Annotated in this window: 16 protein-coding genes; 6 read left to right on the top strand and 10 right to left on the bottom strand. The window is 74.5% G+C overall.

Going from position 1 to position 16,413, the window contains the following annotated elements; genetic code table 11:
- Positions 1–2: 2 nt before the first annotated feature.
- Together H505_RS0111650 and H505_RS0111640 are read left to right on the top strand one after the other, a co-directional pair.
- Positions 3–704: a response regulator gene (locus H505_RS0111650; protein ID WP_026402130.1), complete on the top strand. Its 702-nt coding sequence runs from the start codon at positions 3–5 to the stop codon at positions 702–704.
- Between the two features lie 315 nt (positions 705–1,019).
- Entirely contained in the window at positions 1,020–3,125 is a 2,106-nt protein-coding gene (locus tag H505_RS0111640; protein WP_026402129.1) for a prolyl oligopeptidase family serine peptidase, read from the top strand.
- Positions 3,126–3,137: 12 nt separating this feature from the next.
- On the opposite strand, the gene gltX is transcribed toward H505_RS0111640, so the two are convergent.
- Positions 3,138–4,538, bottom strand: coding sequence for a glutamate--tRNA ligase (gltX, locus tag H505_RS0111635; protein WP_084550117.1), 1,401 nt, complete (start codon positions 4,536–4,538; stop codon positions 3,138–3,140).
- 77 nt (positions 4,539–4,615) lie between these two features.
- The gene (locus H505_RS0111630) at positions 4,616–5,194 is read right to left on the bottom strand and encodes a TIGR03086 family metal-binding protein (protein WP_051300549.1); all 579 of its coding nucleotides are present in this window, start codon (positions 5,192–5,194) and stop codon (positions 4,616–4,618) included.
- Between the two features lie 149 nt (positions 5,195–5,343).
- Here H505_RS0111630 and H505_RS0111625 point away from each other — a divergent pair, with 149 nt between their 5' ends.
- The gene (locus H505_RS0111625) at positions 5,344–5,979 is read left to right on the top strand and encodes an NUDIX hydrolase (protein WP_026402126.1); all 636 of its coding nucleotides are present in this window, start codon (positions 5,344–5,346) and stop codon (positions 5,977–5,979) included.
- A 25-nt stretch (positions 5,980–6,004) separates the two neighbouring features.
- Here H505_RS0111625 and H505_RS0111620 read toward each other — a convergent pair whose 3' ends face one another.
- Both H505_RS0111620 and H505_RS0111615 read right to left on the bottom strand, forming a co-directional pair.
- Entirely contained in the window at positions 6,005–7,015 is a 1,011-nt protein-coding gene (locus H505_RS0111620; protein WP_026402125.1) for a methyltransferase, read from the bottom strand.
- Positions 7,016–7,120: 105 nt separating this feature from the next.
- Complete coding sequence (locus tag H505_RS0111615; RefSeq protein WP_026402124.1) at positions 7,121–7,624, bottom strand: HAD domain-containing protein; 504 nt, start codon at positions 7,622–7,624, stop codon at positions 7,121–7,123.
- Positions 7,625–7,771: 147 nt separating this feature from the next.
- Between H505_RS0111615 and H505_RS0111610 the strand changes: the two genes are divergently transcribed.
- Positions 7,772–8,584: a PIG-L family deacetylase gene (locus tag H505_RS0111610; protein WP_026402123.1), complete on the top strand. Its 813-nt coding sequence runs from the start codon at positions 7,772–7,774 to the stop codon at positions 8,582–8,584.
- On the opposite strand, the gene H505_RS41300 is transcribed toward H505_RS0111610, so the two are convergent.
- The 6 genes from H505_RS41300 to H505_RS0111580 form a co-directional block, all read right to left on the bottom strand.
- Positions 8,577–9,788: an ARPP-2 domain-containing protein gene (locus H505_RS41300; RefSeq protein ID WP_064743591.1), complete on the bottom strand. Its 1,212-nt coding sequence runs from the start codon at positions 9,786–9,788 to the stop codon at positions 8,577–8,579. The two genes, H505_RS0111610 and H505_RS41300, sit on opposite strands and share 8 nt — an antisense overlap.
- Positions 9,785–11,218: a hypothetical protein gene (locus H505_RS0111600; RefSeq protein WP_026402122.1), complete on the bottom strand. Its 1,434-nt coding sequence runs from the start codon at positions 11,216–11,218 to the stop codon at positions 9,785–9,787. The genes H505_RS41300 and H505_RS0111600 overlap by 4 nt, the downstream gene beginning before the upstream one ends.
- 153 nt (positions 11,219–11,371) lie before the next feature.
- Positions 11,372–11,914, bottom strand: coding sequence for a DinB family protein (locus H505_RS0111595; RefSeq protein WP_026402121.1), 543 nt, complete (start codon positions 11,912–11,914; stop codon positions 11,372–11,374).
- Positions 11,915–12,037: 123 nt separating this feature from the next.
- Entirely contained in the window at positions 12,038–12,400 is a 363-nt protein-coding gene (locus tag H505_RS0111590; protein ID WP_026402120.1) for a VOC family protein, read from the bottom strand.
- 73 nt (positions 12,401–12,473) lie between these two features.
- Positions 12,474–13,121, bottom strand: a complete 648-nt coding sequence (locus H505_RS0111585; protein WP_026402119.1) for a TetR/AcrR family transcriptional regulator — start codon at positions 13,119–13,121, stop codon at positions 12,474–12,476.
- Positions 13,122–13,156: 35 nt separating this feature from the next.
- Positions 13,157–14,449, bottom strand: a complete 1,293-nt coding sequence (locus H505_RS0111580) for an acyl-CoA dehydrogenase family protein (RefSeq protein ID WP_026402118.1) — start codon at positions 14,447–14,449, stop codon at positions 13,157–13,159.
- Positions 14,450–14,566: 117 nt separating this feature from the next.
- Between H505_RS0111580 and H505_RS0111575 the strand changes: the two genes are divergently transcribed.
- Positions 14,567–15,637, top strand: coding sequence for a phosphotransferase family protein (locus H505_RS0111575; RefSeq protein WP_026402117.1), 1,071 nt, complete (start codon positions 14,567–14,569; stop codon positions 15,635–15,637).
- Positions 15,638–15,703: 66 nt separating this feature from the next.
- Positions 15,704–16,222 (top strand): GNAT family N-acetyltransferase, encoded by a 519-nt coding sequence (locus tag H505_RS0111570; RefSeq protein ID WP_026402116.1) that lies wholly within the window; start codon positions 15,704–15,706, stop codon positions 16,220–16,222.
- The last annotated feature ends 191 nt before the right edge of the window (positions 16,223–16,413 follow it).

Raw genomic sequence — 16,413 nt, 5'->3', positions numbered from 1 at the left:
GCGTGGACGACAAGGCGAAGATCCTGCTCGTGGACGACCGCGAGGAGAACCTCATCGCGCTGGAGGCCATCCTCAGCTCCCTCGATCAGGATCTGGTCCGCGCCAGGTCGGGCGAGGAGGCGCTCAAGGCGCTGCTCACCGACGAGTACGCGGTCATCCTGCTGGACGTCGTCATGCCGGGCATGGACGGGTTCGAGACGGCGCGCGACATCAAGCGGCGCAAGAAGACCCGCGACCTGCCGATCATCTTCCTGACGGCGGTCAACAGCGACCCCGACTACGCGTTCCGCGGGTACGCGGCGGGCGCGGTCGACTTCATCTCCAAGCCGTTCGACCCGTGGGTGCTGCGCGCCAAGGTGTCGGTGTTCGTCGAGCTGCACAACAAGAACAAGCAGCTCCGCGACCAGACGACCCTGCTGCGCGAGCAGTCCGCGCTGCTGCGGGAGCAGTCGACGCTGCTGGAGGCGCGGCCGGCGGAGGAGTCGGGTCCGGCGGCGCGGCGGGCGCTCGCCGGGCGGCTGGACGAGCTGCTGAAGGCGGTCGAGGAGCAGGCGGAGCTGCTCGGCAAGCGGGTGCCGCCCGCGCTGCGCGACGAGATGGACGAGCTGGAGCGCCGCCTGTCCGGCCTGCGCGCCGCGCTCGCCGTCGACGAGGCTCCCGTGGAGGGGGCGTCCGCCGCGGGCGTCCCCGCCGAGGAGTCCTGACCGGCTTTCTCATCGCGGTCTCTTCCGAACGGCCTATGCGCGTCGCGTAGAGCTGGTATACCTGTGTGCATTCAGATCGCCACGGAGCGTTACCGGAGGGACACATGACCGAGCTTCCGACCCAGATCGGACTCCCGCTGCTGCTCGCCGACGAGGTCATCACCCTGGAGGGATGGCGCCAGGAGCTGATCGAGGGCGACCGGAACTGACCCGATCCAGGTGCGACCGAGGGCTCCCCGCCGTGCGGGGAGCCCTCGGCCGTGGCCGGGACCGGAGCGGGCACACGAGACGGGGCACGGAAGTGGGCACAGAGGCATGAGCACGGCGACGGAATGGCCGGCGGCGCGCCGGGACGCGATCGTGGACCTTCTGCACGGGCACGAGGTGCCCGATCCGTACCGGTGGCTGGAGGACGCCGACGACCCGGACTGCGCCGCATGGCTGGACGGGCAGGCGGAGGCGTTCGCACGGCACGCCGCCGGCTGGCCGGACCGCGACGGGTGGCTGGCGCGCTTGGCGGCGGCGGCCGATGCGGGCGGCGCCGCCGTCCCGACCGGGTCTCCCCCGGTGTGGCGGCACGGCCGCCGGTTCTACCTGCGGCGGACGCCGGGCATGCAGCTGCCCGTGCTGATGACCGCCGGGCCGGACGAGCCGCCGCGTGTGCTGCTCGACCCCCTCGCCCTGGACGCGTCCGGGGCGACGACGCTCGGGGTCTGGCGGCCGTCGCACGGCGGCGGGCTGCTGGCCTACCAGATGACGCGGCACGGCGACGAGCGGCCGCTGCTGTGGGTCCTCGACGTGGCCGGCGGCGGGCTCGTGGACGGTCCGCTGGAGCCGGGCCGCCCGACCCCGGTGGCGTGGCTGCGGGGCGACGCGGCGTTCTGCTACGTCGACACGCCCGGGCCCGGCCTGGAGGCGGGCAGGCGGCTGCGGCTGCACCGCATCGGCGCCGACCCCGCCGGCGACCCGGTGCTGTTCGCCACCGACCTCCCGCAGCTGGCCGTCACGATCGGGCCGGACGGGCGCCGGCTCATGCTGAGCGCCGCGCCCGGCGCCACGTCGGGGAACCTGCTGTGGCTCGCCGACGCGCCGGACGAGGACGCGCGGGAGCTGGCGCCCGCGCTCGTCCACGACGGCACCGCCGACGGCGCGCGCGCCGTGCTGAAGTTCGCGCCGGACGGCGGAATCGTCGCCGTGACCGACCGGGACGCGCCGTTCGGGCGGCTCTGCGCCGTGGACCCCGCCGACCCGCGCGCCGACCGGTGGCGCACCATCGTCGCGGAGGAGCCGGGCCGCGTCCTCGCCGACTGCGCGACGCTCACCGACCCGGACTCGGGCGAACCGCGCCTGCTGACCGTCCGCAGCCGGCACGGGGCGAGCGAGCTGCGCCTGCACGCCGCCGACGGGACCGTCCTGCGGGACGTCCCGGCACCCGGGTACGGCACCGTCGCGCGGCTGACCGCGCCGCCCGCCGGCGGCCCCCGCGCCTGGTTCGCCTACACCGACTACACCACCCCGCCGGCGGTGCACCGCGTCGACGTCCGCGACGGCTCGTGCGTCGCCGAGGACGCGCCGGACGGCGCGGAGGCCGCCGGGGGCGCACGTCCGGACGTCCGGCGGATCACCTACCGGTCGGCCGACGGGACGCCGGTGCGGATGCACGTCCTCGTGCCGCCCGGGGAGAGCGGCCCGCGCCCGCTCATCCTGAGCGCGTACGGCGGGTTCGGCGCGTCCACCCCGCCCGCCTACTCGCCGGCGGTCGCCGCGTGGGTCGGCGCGGGCGGCGCGTACGCCGTCGCGAGCGTGCGCGGGGGCGGCGAGGAGGGCACGGCGTGGCACGCGGCGGGCCGCGGCCGCAACAAGCCCAACGCCGTGGACGACTTCACCGCGGCCGCCCGCGCGCTGGTCGACGGCGGGTACACGACGCCGGAGCTGCTGGCGATGCGGGGCTCCTCGCACAGCGGGTTCCTGGTCGCCGCTGCGCTCGTCCGCTGCCCGGAGCTGTACGCGGCGGCGGTGATCACGGACGCGGTCACCGACATGGTGCGGTACCAGCGGTTCGGGATCGGGCGGCTGTGGACCGAGGAGTTCGGCACCGCCGACGATCCCGAGCAGCTCCCCGTGCTGCTCGGCTACTCCCCCTACCACCGCGTCCGAGCGGGGACCGGCTACCCGCCGGTGCTGCTGACGTGCGCGCGGACCGACCCGCGGGTCGACTCCATGCACACGCGGAAGATGACCGCGGCGCTGCAGTACGCGACCTCGTCGGACGCGCCGGTGCTGCTGCGCTGCGAGGCCGACGTGGGGCACGGCGAGCGGTCGCTGTCGCGCTGGCTCGGCCTGCAGACCGACATCCTCGCGTTCTGCGCGGCCCACACCGGCCTGCGGCCCGCCCGGGGCGGGGAGGCCGCGGGCCGGTGAGGGCCGGCCGGGTCAGGACCCGGCGGCGAGCTTGGCGCGCGCGGCGGCGATGCGGGCCAGGGTGCGGTCGCGGCCGAGGATCTCCAGCGACTCGAACAGCGGCAGGCCGACGGTGCGGCCGGTGACCGCGACGCGGACCGGCGCCTGGGTCTTGCCGAGCTTGAGCCCGTGCTCCTGGCCGACCCGCTCCAGCCGGTCCTTGAGCTCGTCGGCGCGCCACGGGGCGTCCATGTAGGCCCGCTCGGCCGCCGCGAGGATCTCGGCGGCGGGCTCCTTCATGGCCTTGGTCCAGGACTTCTCGTCGGCCGGCGGCTCGTCCAGGAACGCGAAGTCGATCATCTCGACGATCTCCGACAGCAGCGCGATCCGGGTCTGGGCGAGCGGCGCGAGCTCGGCGAAGACGGACACGTCCACGTCGAACGGCGCCTCCTGCAGGAACGGCAGGCACTCGGCGATGAACTTCTCGACCGGCAGCGCGCGGATGTACTCGCCGTTGAACGCGCGCAGCTTCTTCTCGTCGAAGAACGCCGGGGAGGTGTTGACGTCGTCGATGCGGAACTCGTCGACGATCACGTCCCAGGGGACGATCTCGCGGTCGCCGGACGGGGCCCAGCCGAGCAGCATCAGGTAGTTGCGCATCGCCTCGGCGAGGTACCCCTCGGCGCGGTAGTCCTCCAGGGCGACCTTGTCGCGCCGCTTGGACAGCTTCTGCCGCTTCTCGTTGACGATGACGGGGACGTGCGCCCACACCGGCGGCTCCCCGCCGAGCGCCTCCCACAGCAACTGCTGCTTGGGCGCGTTGGACAGGTGCTCCTCGCCCCGCACGACGTGCGTGATGCCCTGGCTCATGTCGTCGACGGCGTTGGCCAGCAGGAACGTGACCGAGCCGTCGGCGCGGGCGATGACGAAGTCCTCCAGGACGGCGTTCTCGAAGACGGGCTTGCCGCGCAGCAGGTCGACGACGACGGTCTGGCCCTCGTCGGGGGCGCGGAAGCGCAGCGCGCGGCCGGGGCCCGGCTCCAGGCCGCGGTCGCGGCAGAACCCGTCGTAGCCCTTGTGCTGGTCGCCGGTGCGGGCGATGACGGCCTCGCGGGTGCAGTCGCAGTAGTAGGCGCGTCCCGCGTCCCGGAGCGTGCGGGCGGCCTCGGCGTGCTTGTCGGCGTTCGCCGACTGGAAGTACGGGCCCTCGTACTGCTCGCCGTCCATGCCGAGCCAGGCGAGGGCACGGATGATGCCTTCGGTCCACTCGGGGCTGTTGCGCGACGCGTCGGTGTCCTCGATCCGCAGCACCAGCGTGCCGCCGGACTGCGCGGCCATCACCCAGTTGAACAGCGCGGACCGGGCGCCGCCCACGTGGAACATGCCCGTCGGCGACGGCGCGAATCGAACTCGGATCGAAGACGTTGAAGACATGTCACCAGCGTAGAGCGCGCGGGCACCGGATCGCGCCCCGATCGCCCGCCGCTCGGCCAAATCGGTGTCAGGACCGCTCAGGGTCGCCAGTTCGGGTCGCGGCCGGCGAGCCCGACGAGGCGGTCCAGCAGCGGCGCCGTCTCGGGGACGGGCACCTCGGGGCCGAACGCCCCGTACTCGCGGCCGACCTCGGCGGTCGGGACGAGCTGCTCCCACGCGTCCTGCACGACCTCGGGCGGGAACCCGGGGTCGCGTCCGGTGGCGACGGCGAGGTCCCAGCCGTGCACGACGAACTCGCCGTACAGGATCCCGCCGACGAACGGGGCGGGCATGCCCTCCTTGTTGCCGGTCAGGCTGGTGGTGCCCTCCCAGGCGGCGGGGTCGCGCCACGCCTCGGCCGTCCGGCGCGCCTGCTCCTCGAACCGCTCGGCCCAGCGCGGCTCGGCCGTGAAGTCGTGGTCCTCCCCGGGCCCGGTCGTCGGCTCCTTGCGGGCGGCGTTCTCGCCCCGGGACGTCCACAGGATCAGGTGGTTGACCAGGGCGCGCACGTCCCACTCGGGGTCGGGGGTGCGGTCGTCCAGCCGGGCCTCCGGTATCTCCAGGACGATCCGCGCCGCGGCCTCGGCGGCGGGAAGCATCCGGTGACGAAGGTCCATGACCCCTCCTTCGCTTGTTTGTTCGAATCAACGCGGCCACGCTACGCGGGCCCGGGCGCGCCGTCTTGGAGAAACGCGACACGGCCGGGCGGCCCGCTGCGCCGCCCCCTACCCGGCGGGGCGCCGTGCATCCTGGCAGGATCGGCCCCATGGCCCCTCCCGCGTCCCCCCTCGACGACCTGGCGGCGTTCCGCGAGGTCGCGGCCGAACGGCTGGCCGCCTTCGCCCACACGACCGTTCCCGACGCCCCGGGCATGCGCCGCGCGGGGGTCGTGCTGTGCGTGCTGGAGCACGACGGCGCGCCCTCGGTCGTCCTGATCAAGCGTGCGGACCGCGGCCGCAACGCCGGGCAGTGGGGGCTGCCCGGCGGGCGCGCGGAGGACGGCGAGACGCCCGAGCGCGCGGCGCTGCGCGAGTTGCGCGAGGAGATCGGGCTGACGGCGGGCGCGGCCGACGTCCTCGGCCGGCTCGACGACTTCCCGGCCGCTTCCGGGTTCGCGATCACCCCGGTCGTGGTGGCGCTGGACGATCCCGGCCCGCTCGTCCCCGACCCGCGCGAGGTCCGGTCGGTGCACCACACGAGCCTGCGCCGGCTGGCGGCCGACGACACGCCGCGGTGGGTGCCGCAGCCGGACGGCGGGAGCATGCTCCAGATGCGGCTGGCCCCGGACTGGCGGGTCCACGCGCCGACCGGCGCGCTGCTGTGGCAGTTCCGCGAGGTGGTGCTGCTGGGCGGGCGGGCGCGGGTCGCCGACTTCGCGCAGCCCGACTGGACGCGCCACTGAACCTGTCCGGGGAGCGCCCGTCCGGTCAGTCCGCGGGCCGCGCCTCGATGACGCGGTAGCCGGACGGCGGCAGCGGCCCGCCGATCGACGCGACGGACAGCCCGGCGGCCCGCGCCAGTTCCCGGAACTCGTCCTCGGTGCGCTCGCGCCCGCCCACCGACACGAGCATGTTGAGGTCGTTCATCACGGTGCCGCGGTCGTCGGGGGTGACGACCTCGGGCATCGCCTGCTCGAGGATCAGCACGCGGGCGTCCGGGCGCAGCGCGGCGCGGCAGGTGCGCAGGATCGCGGCGGCGCGCTCGTCGTCCCAGTCGTGCAGGACGCTCTTGAGCAGGTAGGCGTCGGCGCCGGGCGGCACGGACGCGAAGAAGTCGCCGGGGACGATCTCGCAGCGGCCGGCGACGTCGCCGAGGACCTCCGGCGCCGCCGCGAGGGCGGGCGGCAGGTCGAACAGCACGCCGCGCGGGCCCGGGACGGCGCGCAGGATCGCGGCGAGCAGGGTGCCGTCGCCGCCGCCGAGGTCCGCGATCGTCCGGTACCGGGCGAAGTCGTGCGCCCCGATGATCGCGGGGGCGATCGTGCGGGTGTGCTCGGCCATCGCCGCGTTGAACGTCGCCGACAGCTCCGGGTCCGCGGCGAACGACTCGAACGATGTCCGTCCGGTGACCCGCCGCCACGCGTCCTCGCCGGTGCGGAGCGTCCCGGTCATGTCGCCCCAGGACGCCCACACGTCCGGCCCGCAGAACAGCCGGACGAGCGCGCGGACGGAGCCGGGCCCGTCCGCGCGGAGCGCCCGCCCCGCGTCGGTGAGGGCGAACAGGTCGCGTTCCTTCTGCTCCACCGCGCCCAGACAGGCCAGGCCGCGCAGCAGCCGGTACAGGGACGGCGCGTGGGCGCCGGTCCGCGCGGCGAGGTCGGTGCTCGTCCGGGGGCCGTCCGCGAGGGCGTCGGCGAGCCGCAGTTCGGCGGCGGTGTGGATGATCTGTGCGGGCATGTATCCGAATGCCATGTCCAGCAGCGCTGGTCGTGCCGACATCGATGGCTCCTCTCGTCTGCGCACGACGTTAAGGAGCCGGAGCGGGGCGCGTCTTGGACGAATGGAACCGGCGCAGACCGGCGGCCCGGGCGGGCGGGCGCCGGGTCAGCGGGCCAGGGCGCGGAGCCAGTCCCCGGCCGTCCGCAGGTGCTCGTCGGTGAGCCCGGTCATGGGGTCGATCTCCACGAGGAGGTGCTCGGCGACGTCGGGGGCGGCGGCGATGCGCTCGGTCGCGTCCGGCTCGTCCTCGAACCAGACGAACGGGCGGCCCTCCGCCCAGGCGGCGACGTGCCGCGCCTTCCACGCGCCGAGCGAGACGCCCTCGTCCGCGCCGGGGAACCGCGGGATGGGGACGTACGGGAGCGCCACGGGCAGCCCGATCCGCGGGGCGATCCACATGTTGGCGTTGTCGCACCAGTAGCTCGCCCAGGCCAGCTCGGCGCCGGTCGACTCGGCCAGGTCGAGCAGCGCCGGCCCGTGCCGCGCGTTGAGCCACAGCTCGTAGGTGATGCCGTTCGGCGAGCACCGGTGCCGCTTGAAACGGCGGCTCGGCCTCTGGAAAGGATTCAGCACCCCGTCGACGTCCAGGAGAATCACCGGCGACCCCATACCTGGACGGTAGGCGATCGGGGCGCGGATGAGGAGGTAATTTTCCGGCTTCGGCCGCCGTAGAGTTGATCGTGCCGGACGACGCGGCGGTGCCGCGCCGGGCGTCACCGGCGTCGTCCCAGGAGAGAAGCCGAGGAGCCGCACGAGATGCCCCAGGAACTCACGCTGATGGCGGTCCACGCCCACCCCGACGACGAGGTGCTCGGCACCGGCGGGGTGCTGGCGCGCTGCGCCGCCGAGGGCGTCCGGACGGTGCTGGTGACCTGCACCAACGGGGAGCAGGGCGACGACGAGGGCGGTCTCAAGCCCGGCGACCCGGGGCACGACGCGGCGGGCGTCGCGCGGCGCCGCCTCGCCGAGCTGGAGGAGTCCGCGGGGCACCTCGGCATCGACCGCGTGGAGCTGCTCGGCCACCGCGACTCCGGCATGGTCGGGTGGGCGGGCAACGACGACCCGGCCGCGTTCGCGAACGTGCCGCTCGACGACGCGGTCGCGCCGCTGGTCGCGCTGATGGAGAAGTACCGGCCGCAGGTGGTCGTCACCTACGACGAGAACGGCGGCTACGGGCACCCCGACCACATCATGGCGCACCGGATCGCGGTGGCCGCCGCCGAGCGCTCCGGCGTGCCCGACAAGCTCTACTACACCGCGGTCCCCCGGTCCGGCGTCCGGCAGATGATCGAGGGCGCCCGGGAGCTCGGCATCGATCTCGGGTTCGAGCCGCCGGACGACTTCGGCACCCCGGACGAGCTCGTCACCACCACGGTCGACGTGTCGGCGTACACCGAGCGGAAGTTCAAGGCGCTGCAGGCGCACGCCAGCCAGGGCGAGAACATTTTCATCCTGCGCATGCCCGAGGACGTGCGGCCGCTCGTGCTCGCGCGGGAGGCGTTCGTCCGCCGGTTCAGCCGGGTCCCGGCCCCGGACCTGGAGGACGACCTGTTCGCCGGCCTCAGGTGACCGTGCCGCCGCCCGCGGGCTCGCCCGCGGGTCCGCCGGGCGGGCGGGGGCGGTAGGTCTCGCCCCGCCGCGCCCGCGCGCGGTACATGTCGAGGACGTCCCGGCGCAGCAGGTTCCCGTAGCCGGCGCGGTCGATCCGCAGCGCCAGGTTCGCCTCGGTGACGTGCATCGCGGCGGCCGCGTCGGCGAGGCGCCAGTCGTGCTCGGCCAGCGAGTTCAGCAGGTGGCCGCGGCGGATCTGGCTTTCCGACAGCCGGAACGTCTTGAGGTAGGCGAGGCGGCCGTCCTCGTCGGCGATGGCCTCGCCGATGTGGTTCTCCCGCTTGGTCTCGAACGACGGGAGGAAGCGGGTGAGGCGGAACCCGCGCAGCCGCTGGACGCTCCGGTACGTCGCGCGCTCGTCGAAGAGCCACCGGGCCATGACCCCGTCGTGGAACGCCGCCCACTCCGCGCGGCTGAGGTCGGCGGCGGTCCGCAGGTCGGCCAGCGAACGGATCTGGGCGTCGTCGATCCCCGCCGACACGTCCCCCGTCCGCGCGGCGAGCAGCCCGTGGAGGTAGACCGTCTCGCCGAACATGTCCTCGACGAGGGTCGCGTGGAGCGCGCGGTAGTCGTCCGGGTGCGGGACGACGAACGCGCTCGCGAGGGCGTCGGCGACGTAGACCAGCACGCCGCACTGGCCGGGGTGGATCTCGAAGACGCGGAGCGCGTCCTCCAGCCCGCGCACCCGGTGGCCGAGGTAGGCGGCCTCGGCGCGCGGCGACAGCCCCTGGGTGATCGCCTTGCGGGACCATTCCTCCCAGGCGATCGTGGGGCCGCCGAAGTGCAGCGCGAGGTAGCCCTCGACGGCCAAGTGCAGCGGCAGGAACCGGAGCCGGTCCTTGCCCGCCTTCCGCGCCATGCGCCGGACGGTGCGGATCGGCATCCGCTCCGGCGCGGGCGCGGTGTCGCGTTCCAGGAGGCGGGCGCCGTAGGAGGCGCCGGGCGTCTGGTCGCCGCCGTCCCACCGCGCCACGAACGCGTGCGGGATGTAGGACGCGTAGGCCGTTCCGTCGCCGACGTCCACGACGGACATCGGCTCCTCGAACGCGACGCGGTGCAGCCGCAGGCCGGGGACGGGCTCGTCGCGGACCAGCGGCACCAGCCGGATCGAGCCCCACGTCTGCGAGGGGCGGGTCTCCAGCCCGTCCAGGCCGAACGTCATGAGCCCTCCAGGAAGCGCGCGGTCCGGTCGTCGAGGTGCGCCTGCAGCCTGGCCAGGCCGACGCGCCCCTCGGCGAAGCGGGCGAGCTCGACGAGGGTCGGCAGGTCCTCTGCGTCGCGGATCCCGGCGGTCGGGACGGTCGGCGCCAGCCGTCGGACGTCGAAGTCGTCGGCGTCGTACACCGGGTTCAGGTGCGTGATCTGGACCCGCTGCGCGCCGCCGTACCGGTGGCCGGAGTCCAGGCGCGACCGCCAGATCCGCAGGACGTCCGCGGCGAGGCCGGGCGGCGCGTTGTCCCAGCCGTCCGACACGATGATCAGCCGTTCGGGGCCGGTCTCCAGCGCGTCGAGGATCCGCTCGCCGAGCGGCGTCGGCCCGAACGGGTACACCAGCAGTTCGTCGGTGCGGCCCGACGTCCACAGCGGCGTGTACTCCTTCGCGAGCGCCTCGAGCAGGCAGGACGCGGCGAGCGCGACGGCGAGCGGGCGGCGGCGCTTCTGCCCGGACCCGGAGGCCGAGTGGCTGTCGTCCAGGACGGCGGCCACCCGCCCCCACGAGCCGCGGGCGGCGCCCGCGACGCGCCGCGCGGACGTGCGCAGGGCCTCGGTCAGCTCCGCGCGGCGCCGGGCGCGGTCGTCCAGCGGCAGCGACAGCACGTACGTCGCGAGCCGTGTGAGGGGCATCGCGCCGAGGTCCGCGCCGACGCCCGCGCTCTCCTGGAGGCGGAGCCGTTCGAGGCGCGTCATCCGCGCCTCGATGCGCTGCAGGAAGACCTCCCGGGGCACCTTGTGCTTGGCGGCGAACCCCTCCGCGACCGTGTACGGCAGGTCGTACAGCGCCTCCCGCTCGAAGTGCGCCCGCCGCCACGTCTCGAAGACGGGCGTGCCGAACCGCTTGACGCCGCGCGGCGCGAACAGGAACGGGCCCAGCTCCCCGCCGGCGGCGGCGCCGGGGCGCACGTGCGCGTGCCGCATCGCGCTCTTGACGGCGCCGCGGTACTTCACCGCGTCGAACGCGGGGTCGGGGCGGGCCGCCATCCAGTCCCGCACGATCGCGCGGGTGCGCCGGTTGTTGACGCCGCGGCGGCGCAGCTCGCGGAACAGCCGGTAGACGCGCTGCGGCGGCAGCAGTTCGAGCCGCCGCGCGATCAGCCGCCCCTCGCGGCGGCGGCGCTGCGCGTCCACGTCGCCCGCCCGCAGCAGCAGGTTCAGGACGATCATCGCGGCGTTGTGGTCGTTGACGTTCAGCGCGAGCGCCGCCGCGTACAGGTCCCGGTAGTTCTCCAGGATGTACTCGTGCAGGAAGTCGAGGCTGAGCCGCTGTTCGCCTTGCGCGTGGTGGAACTCGCGCTGCCCCGTGGAGGTGATCGCCGCGTTGACGAACATCAGCGCGTCCTCGCACGCGATCAGGTCGGCGAACGTCTCGGTCATGGCGTCCCGCTCTGGCCGGGGATGGGGGGTGCCGGCCGGGGAATGGGGGGCGCGAGCGGCGAATCATCGCTGTAAAGGCGGGTTCCGGAAGTCGCACCTGGAGTCCCGCGGCCGGCACCCGAACCGTAGCATCGGGCGATCAGCGCGTTCCGCTCATTTTCCGCCCGCGTCCCCGCCGCCGGACGCGGCGCGCAGCATGCGGAGCTGCCCGATCTCGGCGACGTTCTTCATCAGCTCGGCGTTCACCCAGCCGGCCGTGTGGGCGACGGTGTATCCGGCGTCCTCCGGCCACGGGTAGGCGGTGCGGGCGTCGAGGTCGGCGTCGGTGAGCCCGTCGAGGGCCTCCGCCCACTCGGCGCGCAGGCCGCGCAGCCAGGCGACGGCCTTCTCCTCCCCCGGCCACACGATCTCCGTGCGGTCGCGCGGGGGGCGCCCGTGCACGTGGTCGAGGGCGACGCCCCACCACCAGCCGATGTGCCAGGTGATCCAGGCGACGGTGGGAACCGGCACGGGGTCGGGCTCGGTCTCGGCGAAGTCCGGCTCCCAGCCGCCGTCGGCGGTGGGGCGGACGGTCCAGCACAGGGGCCCGGGTTCCCACAGGTGGTCGGCGGGGACGAGCCGGTCGAGGTGGTACTCGGACAGGGCCCAGGTGAAGTCGAACTGCCAGCGCAGCAGCTCTGTTCGGGACATGGTCATCGGCCAACCCTGGCAGAGGCGCCCGTCCGGGTCTCCGGGTTTTCCGGGCCCCGGCGCCCGGCCCCGGCGTCCGGCCGGGACCGGGCGGCAGGGCCGGGCGGCAGGGCCGGGCGGCGCCGGCGGTCAGGGCCGGTAGGTCCCGAAGTACCACTCGTTGCCGTCCAGGTCGCGGGCGGCGTAGTCGCGGGAGCCGTAGTCCTTGTCGGCGAGCTCGCGGAAGATCTCCGCGCCCGCGGCCTTCGCCCGGTCGTGGTGGGCGTCCGGGTCGGCCACCACGACGTAGTTGGCCGCCTTCCCGGGGTTGCCGCCGCTGAGCATGAGCACCCCGTTGTCGTGCCGCATCTCGGTGTGGACGATGGTGCCGTCGTCGTCCCGGTGCACCGCCTGGACCTCGAACCCGAACGCCCGCTCCAGCCACGCCAGCGCCTTCTCGACGTCGGTGTAGCCGACGATCGGGCTGATCGCGCCGTTCTTCTCGTTCGCCATGTCGTCCTCCCTGGTCATCGCGAAATACATGCCCACTCTGCGCCCGGGTGCGCGGGCCCGTCTTGGACGAATGTCACCCGCGGGCGGCGTCGCGTTCGGCGGCGAGGCGGCGGGTCTCCGGCGAGACCGGGGCGCCGAGGATCGCGGCGACGACGTCGATCAGGTAGCTGGTGAACAGGCGGTCGTCGGTGCGGGGGCCGGAGCGGGCGCGGCGCGCCACCTCGATGGCGGCGTACCGGACGGCGGTGAACCGGCGGTGCAGGCGCGCCGCGTCCTCCTCCAGCAGGGGTTCGACGAGCGCGCGCCAGCGGCACAGGCTGTCGGCCGGGTCGTCCAGGACGGCGACCGGGACGATCGGGTCCGGGCGGTTCAGCACGTCCGCCCAGACCTGCAGGAACGCGCGTCCGGACGGGTCGGCGAGCCGTGCCGTCAGCGGGCGGACGAGCGCGGCGGCGAGGGCCCGCACGGCCGCCTCCGGGTCGCCGCCGCCGGCCGCCTCGCAGGCGTCCAGCAGGGCGTGCCGGCGCGCCTCGACCTCGGGGGCGTGCCGCGCGAAGACGGCGCGGACCATCCCCGCGCGGTCGCCGAAGTGGTACTGGACGGCCGTCGCGTTGCGGACGCCCGCCGCCTGCACGATCTCGCGGAGGCTGACGGCGTCCACCCCGCGTTCGGCGTAGAGCCGCTCGGCGGCGTCCAGCAGCCGTTCCCGGGTGTCGTTCATCCCGCGCCGTCCCTCACTCGCCCGTCACTCGCCCGTCATTCCTCGCCGATCGCCAGCTCCAGTGCGTCGGCGAACCGCTCGCGCGCCGCCTCCCGCCGGGTCGGCAGGTGCTCGGACGGCCACAGGCCCTCGACCGGCTCGACGTCGCGGAGCAGCTGCCGGGCCAGGGTGATCTTGTGGACCTCGGTGGGCCCGTCCGCGATCGCCATGGCCTGCGCCCCCATCATCATGGACGCGAACGGCATCTCGTTCGACACGCCGAGGGCGCCGTGCAGGTGCATCGCCCGCTGCACGACGTCGTGGTACACCTTCGGCATCGCGGCCTTCACGGCGGCGATGTCCTTGCGGACCTTCTTGTAGTCGCGGTGCTTGTCGATGAGCCAGGCGGTGCGCAGCACGAGCAGCCGGAACTGCTCGATCTCGATCCAGCTGTCGGCGATCTTCTCCCGGGTCATCTGCATCTTGGCGAGCGGCCCGAAGCGGGTCTGCCGGGACACCGACCGCTCGAGCATCATGTCGAACGCCTTGCGGACCTGCGCGATCGTCCGCATGGCGTGGTGGATCCGGCCGCCGCCGAGCCGCGTCTGGGCGATGGCGAACGCGCCGCCCTCGTCCCCGAGGAGGTTCTCGGCCGGGACGCGGACGTCCTCGTAGCGCAGGTACCCGTGCGACCCCTCGCGCTCCCCGCCGACGCCCACGTTGCGGACGGTGACCAGGCCGGGCGCGTCGCCGGGGACGATGAACATCGACATGCCCTCGTACGCGCTGACGTCGGGGTTCGTGACCGCCATGACGATCAGGAACTCGGCGTGCCGGGCGTTGGAGGAGAACCACTTCTCGCCGTTGACGACCCAGCCGTCCCCGTCGCGGACGGCCCGCGTGGTGAACAGGGTGGGGTCGGCGCCGGCGTGCGGCTCGGTCATCGAGTACGACGAGGAGATCTCGCCGTCCAGCAGCGGCCGCAGGTAGCGCTCCTTCTGCGTCGGCGTGCCGAAGTGGGCGATGATCTCGGCGTTGCCGGAGTCGGGGGCCTGGCAGCCGAACACCGACGGCGCCCAGCGCGACCGGCCGAGGATCTCGTTGAGCAGCGCCAGCTTCACCTGGCCGTAGCCCTGGCCGCCGAGTTCGGGGCCGAGGTGGCACGCCCACAGCCCCTTCTCGCGCACCCGGTCCTGGAGGGGCCGCACCAGCGTCTTGTAGCGGGGGTCGGACTTGTCGTAGGGGCTGCCGAGGACGAGGTCGAGCGGTTCGACCTCGTCCCGCACGAAGGCGTCGGCCCAGTCGAGGAGTTCCTGGTAGGCGGGGTCGGTCTCGAAGTCCCATGCCATGGCGCGTCTCCTGCCGTCGGTGGCTGGCGTCCCGCCGATAATGCAGGCGATTGATTGAGTAATGCAAGTGCATGACTGTTACTCTCCGGTACTACGCCGTGTCGAAGGGACCCCGCCGTGCAGCAGCCTGAGCAGATCGATCGCGCGCTCGTGGACTTCCAGGTCCTCGCCGGGTGGATGGACGCCCGGGGCCTGCCCGAGGGGCCGTTCGAGGACGTCGCGCCGCTGACCGGCGGGACGCAGAACACGCTGGTCCGGTTCCGGCGCGGCGGCCGGGAGTACGTGCTGCGGCGCGGCCCCGCGCACCTGCGGGCCCGCACCAACGACGTCCTGCGCCGGGAGGCCCGCGTGCTGGGCGCGCTGGACGGCACGGACGTGCCCGCGCCGCGCCTGGTCGCCGCCTGCCCCGACGAGTCCGTGATGAACGGCGCCGTGTTCTACCTGATGACCCCGGTCGACGGGTTCAACGCCTCCGTGACCCTCCCGGACCCGCACGCGAAGGACGCGTCCGTCCGGCACGAGATGGGCCTGAACGCGGCGCGCGCGCTGGCGGCGCTGGGGGCGGTCGACCACGAGGCCGTCGGGCTCGCCGACTTCGGCAAGCCGGCCGGCTTCCTGGAGCGGCAGGTCGGCCGGTGGACCGCGGAGCTGGACTCCTACGGCGCCCTCGACGGCTACCCCGGCCCCGACATCCCCGGACTGGACGACGTCGCGCGCTGGCTCGGGGAGCGGCGCCCGGCGACGTGGCGGCCGGGGATCATGCACGGCGACTACCACCTGGCCAACCTGATGTACTCCCCCACCGGTCCGGAGATCGCCGCGATCGTCGACTGGGAGATGTGCACGATCGGCGACCCGCTGCTCGACCTCGGCTGGCTGCTGGCCACCTGGCCGGACCGCGACGACGAGAGCGCCGCGCTCGCCGGACCGCTCGGCGCCGCGGGCGGGCTGCCCGCCGCGGACGAGCTCGTCGACGCCTACGCGGGCCGCGCGGACGCCGTCGCGGGGCGCGACCTGGCGGCCATCCGGTGGTACGCGGTGCTGGCGTGCTTCAAGCTCGGCATCGTCCTGGAGGGCACGCACGCCCGCGCCTGCGCCGGGAAGGCGCCGCGCGAGACCGGCGACCTGCTCCACTCGATCACCCTCGGCCTCTTCCGCCGCGCGCAGACCTTCATCGCGTCCGCCTGACGCCGGGCGGGCCGCCCCCGCCGTCCCGCCGTCCCGCCGTGCGATGATCACCGGCGGAGGTGGCACATGAGGATCCGCAGGGGCGGGCCGGAGAGCGCGCCCGCGATGCTGGCGATGCTGGACGGCGCGGTGGAATGGCTCGTCCGCGAGGGGCGGTCCGGGCAGTGGGGCACCGAGCCGTGGTCGCGGGACCCGCGCCGGGTGGAGCGGATCACCGGCATCGCGCGCGACAACGGCGTGTGGGAGGCCGAGATCGACGGCCGCCCCGCCGGGTTCATGGCGGCCGGACCGGAGCCGATGCCCTACGTGGAGCCCGCCGGCGAACCGGAGCTGTACATCTCGCTGCTGGTCACCGACCGCGCGTTCGCCGGGCACGGCGTCGGCGCGGCCCTCATCGCCGAGGCGAAGCGGGAGGCCGCGGCGCGCGGCGCCCGGCTGCTGCGGGTCGACTGCTACGGCGGCGGGGACGGGCGGCTCGTGGAGTACTACCGCCGCAACGGCTTCGAGCCGGTGGCCGAGTTCACCGTCGGCGACTGGCCGGGGCGGCTGCTCGCCCAGCGCGTCGAACCGCACGGCGCCCGGTGACTTGCGGACGGGCCGTCCGCGACGCACGCTGGAATGGACCGGTGGGGCCGGGCAGTCGGTGACGCCCTTACGCCGCACGGACGGCGACCGAGCCGCTCGCCCGTCCCGCCGGTCTGCGCGTCCGCCGACCCCCGCGCCGGTTCGCGAAGCCCACGTCGTTTTCCTGCCAGCGCCGCCGCCCGTACCGGCGC

It is taken from the genome of Actinomadura rifamycini DSM 43936, assembly GCF_000425065.1.
In the GTDB taxonomy this organism is placed as follows: domain Bacteria; phylum Actinomycetota; class Actinomycetes; order Streptosporangiales; family Streptosporangiaceae; genus Spirillospora; species Spirillospora rifamycini.
The sequence above is the reverse complement of the archived record's forward strand: the minus strand, read 5'-3'. Positions and strand labels throughout refer to the sequence as shown.

What these genes read in the sequence shown, in the direction of transcription:
- H505_RS0111615 (WP_026402124.1), bottom strand. Translation starts at nt 7,624, where the DNA reads ATGGGGTCGCCGGTGATTCTCCTGGACGTCGACGGGGTGCTGAATCCT.
- H505_RS0111610 (WP_026402123.1), top strand. Translation starts at nt 7,772, where the DNA reads ATGCCCCAGGAACTCACGCTGATGGCGGTCCACGCCCACCCCGACGAC.
- H505_RS0111595 (WP_026402121.1), bottom strand. Translation starts at nt 11,914, where the DNA reads ATGACCATGTCCCGAACAGAGCTGCTGCGCTGGCAGTTCGACTTCACC.
- H505_RS0111620 (WP_026402125.1), bottom strand. Translation starts at nt 7,015, where the DNA reads ATGTCGGCACGACCAGCGCTGCTGGACATGGCATTCGGATACATGCCC.
- H505_RS0111580 (WP_026402118.1), bottom strand. Translation starts at nt 14,449, where the DNA reads ATGGCATGGGACTTCGAGACCGACCCCGCCTACCAGGAACTCCTCGAC.
- H505_RS0111570 (WP_026402116.1), top strand. Translation starts at nt 15,704, where the DNA reads ATGAGGATCCGCAGGGGCGGGCCGGAGAGCGCGCCCGCGATGCTGGCG.
- H505_RS0111630 (WP_051300549.1), bottom strand. Translation starts at nt 5,194, where the DNA reads ATGGACCTTCGTCACCGGATGCTTCCCGCCGCCGAGGCCGCGGCGCGG.
- H505_RS0111640 (WP_026402129.1), top strand. Translation starts at nt 1,020, where the DNA reads ATGAGCACGGCGACGGAATGGCCGGCGGCGCGCCGGGACGCGATCGTG.
- H505_RS0111585 (WP_026402119.1), bottom strand. Translation starts at nt 13,121, where the DNA reads ATGAACGACACCCGGGAACGGCTGCTGGACGCCGCCGAGCGGCTCTAC.
- H505_RS0111600 (WP_026402122.1), bottom strand. Translation starts at nt 11,218, where the DNA reads ATGACCGAGACGTTCGCCGACCTGATCGCGTGCGAGGACGCGCTGATG.
- H505_RS0111590 (WP_026402120.1), bottom strand. Translation starts at nt 12,400, where the DNA reads ATGGCGAACGAGAAGAACGGCGCGATCAGCCCGATCGTCGGCTACACC.
- H505_RS41300 (WP_064743591.1), bottom strand. Translation starts at nt 9,788, where the DNA reads ATGACGTTCGGCCTGGACGGGCTGGAGACCCGCCCCTCGCAGACGTGG.
- H505_RS0111625 (WP_026402126.1), top strand. Translation starts at nt 5,344, where the DNA reads ATGGCCCCTCCCGCGTCCCCCCTCGACGACCTGGCGGCGTTCCGCGAG.
- gltX (WP_084550117.1), bottom strand. Translation starts at nt 4,538, where the DNA reads ATGTCTTCAACGTCTTCGATCCGAGTTCGATTCGCGCCGTCGCCGACG.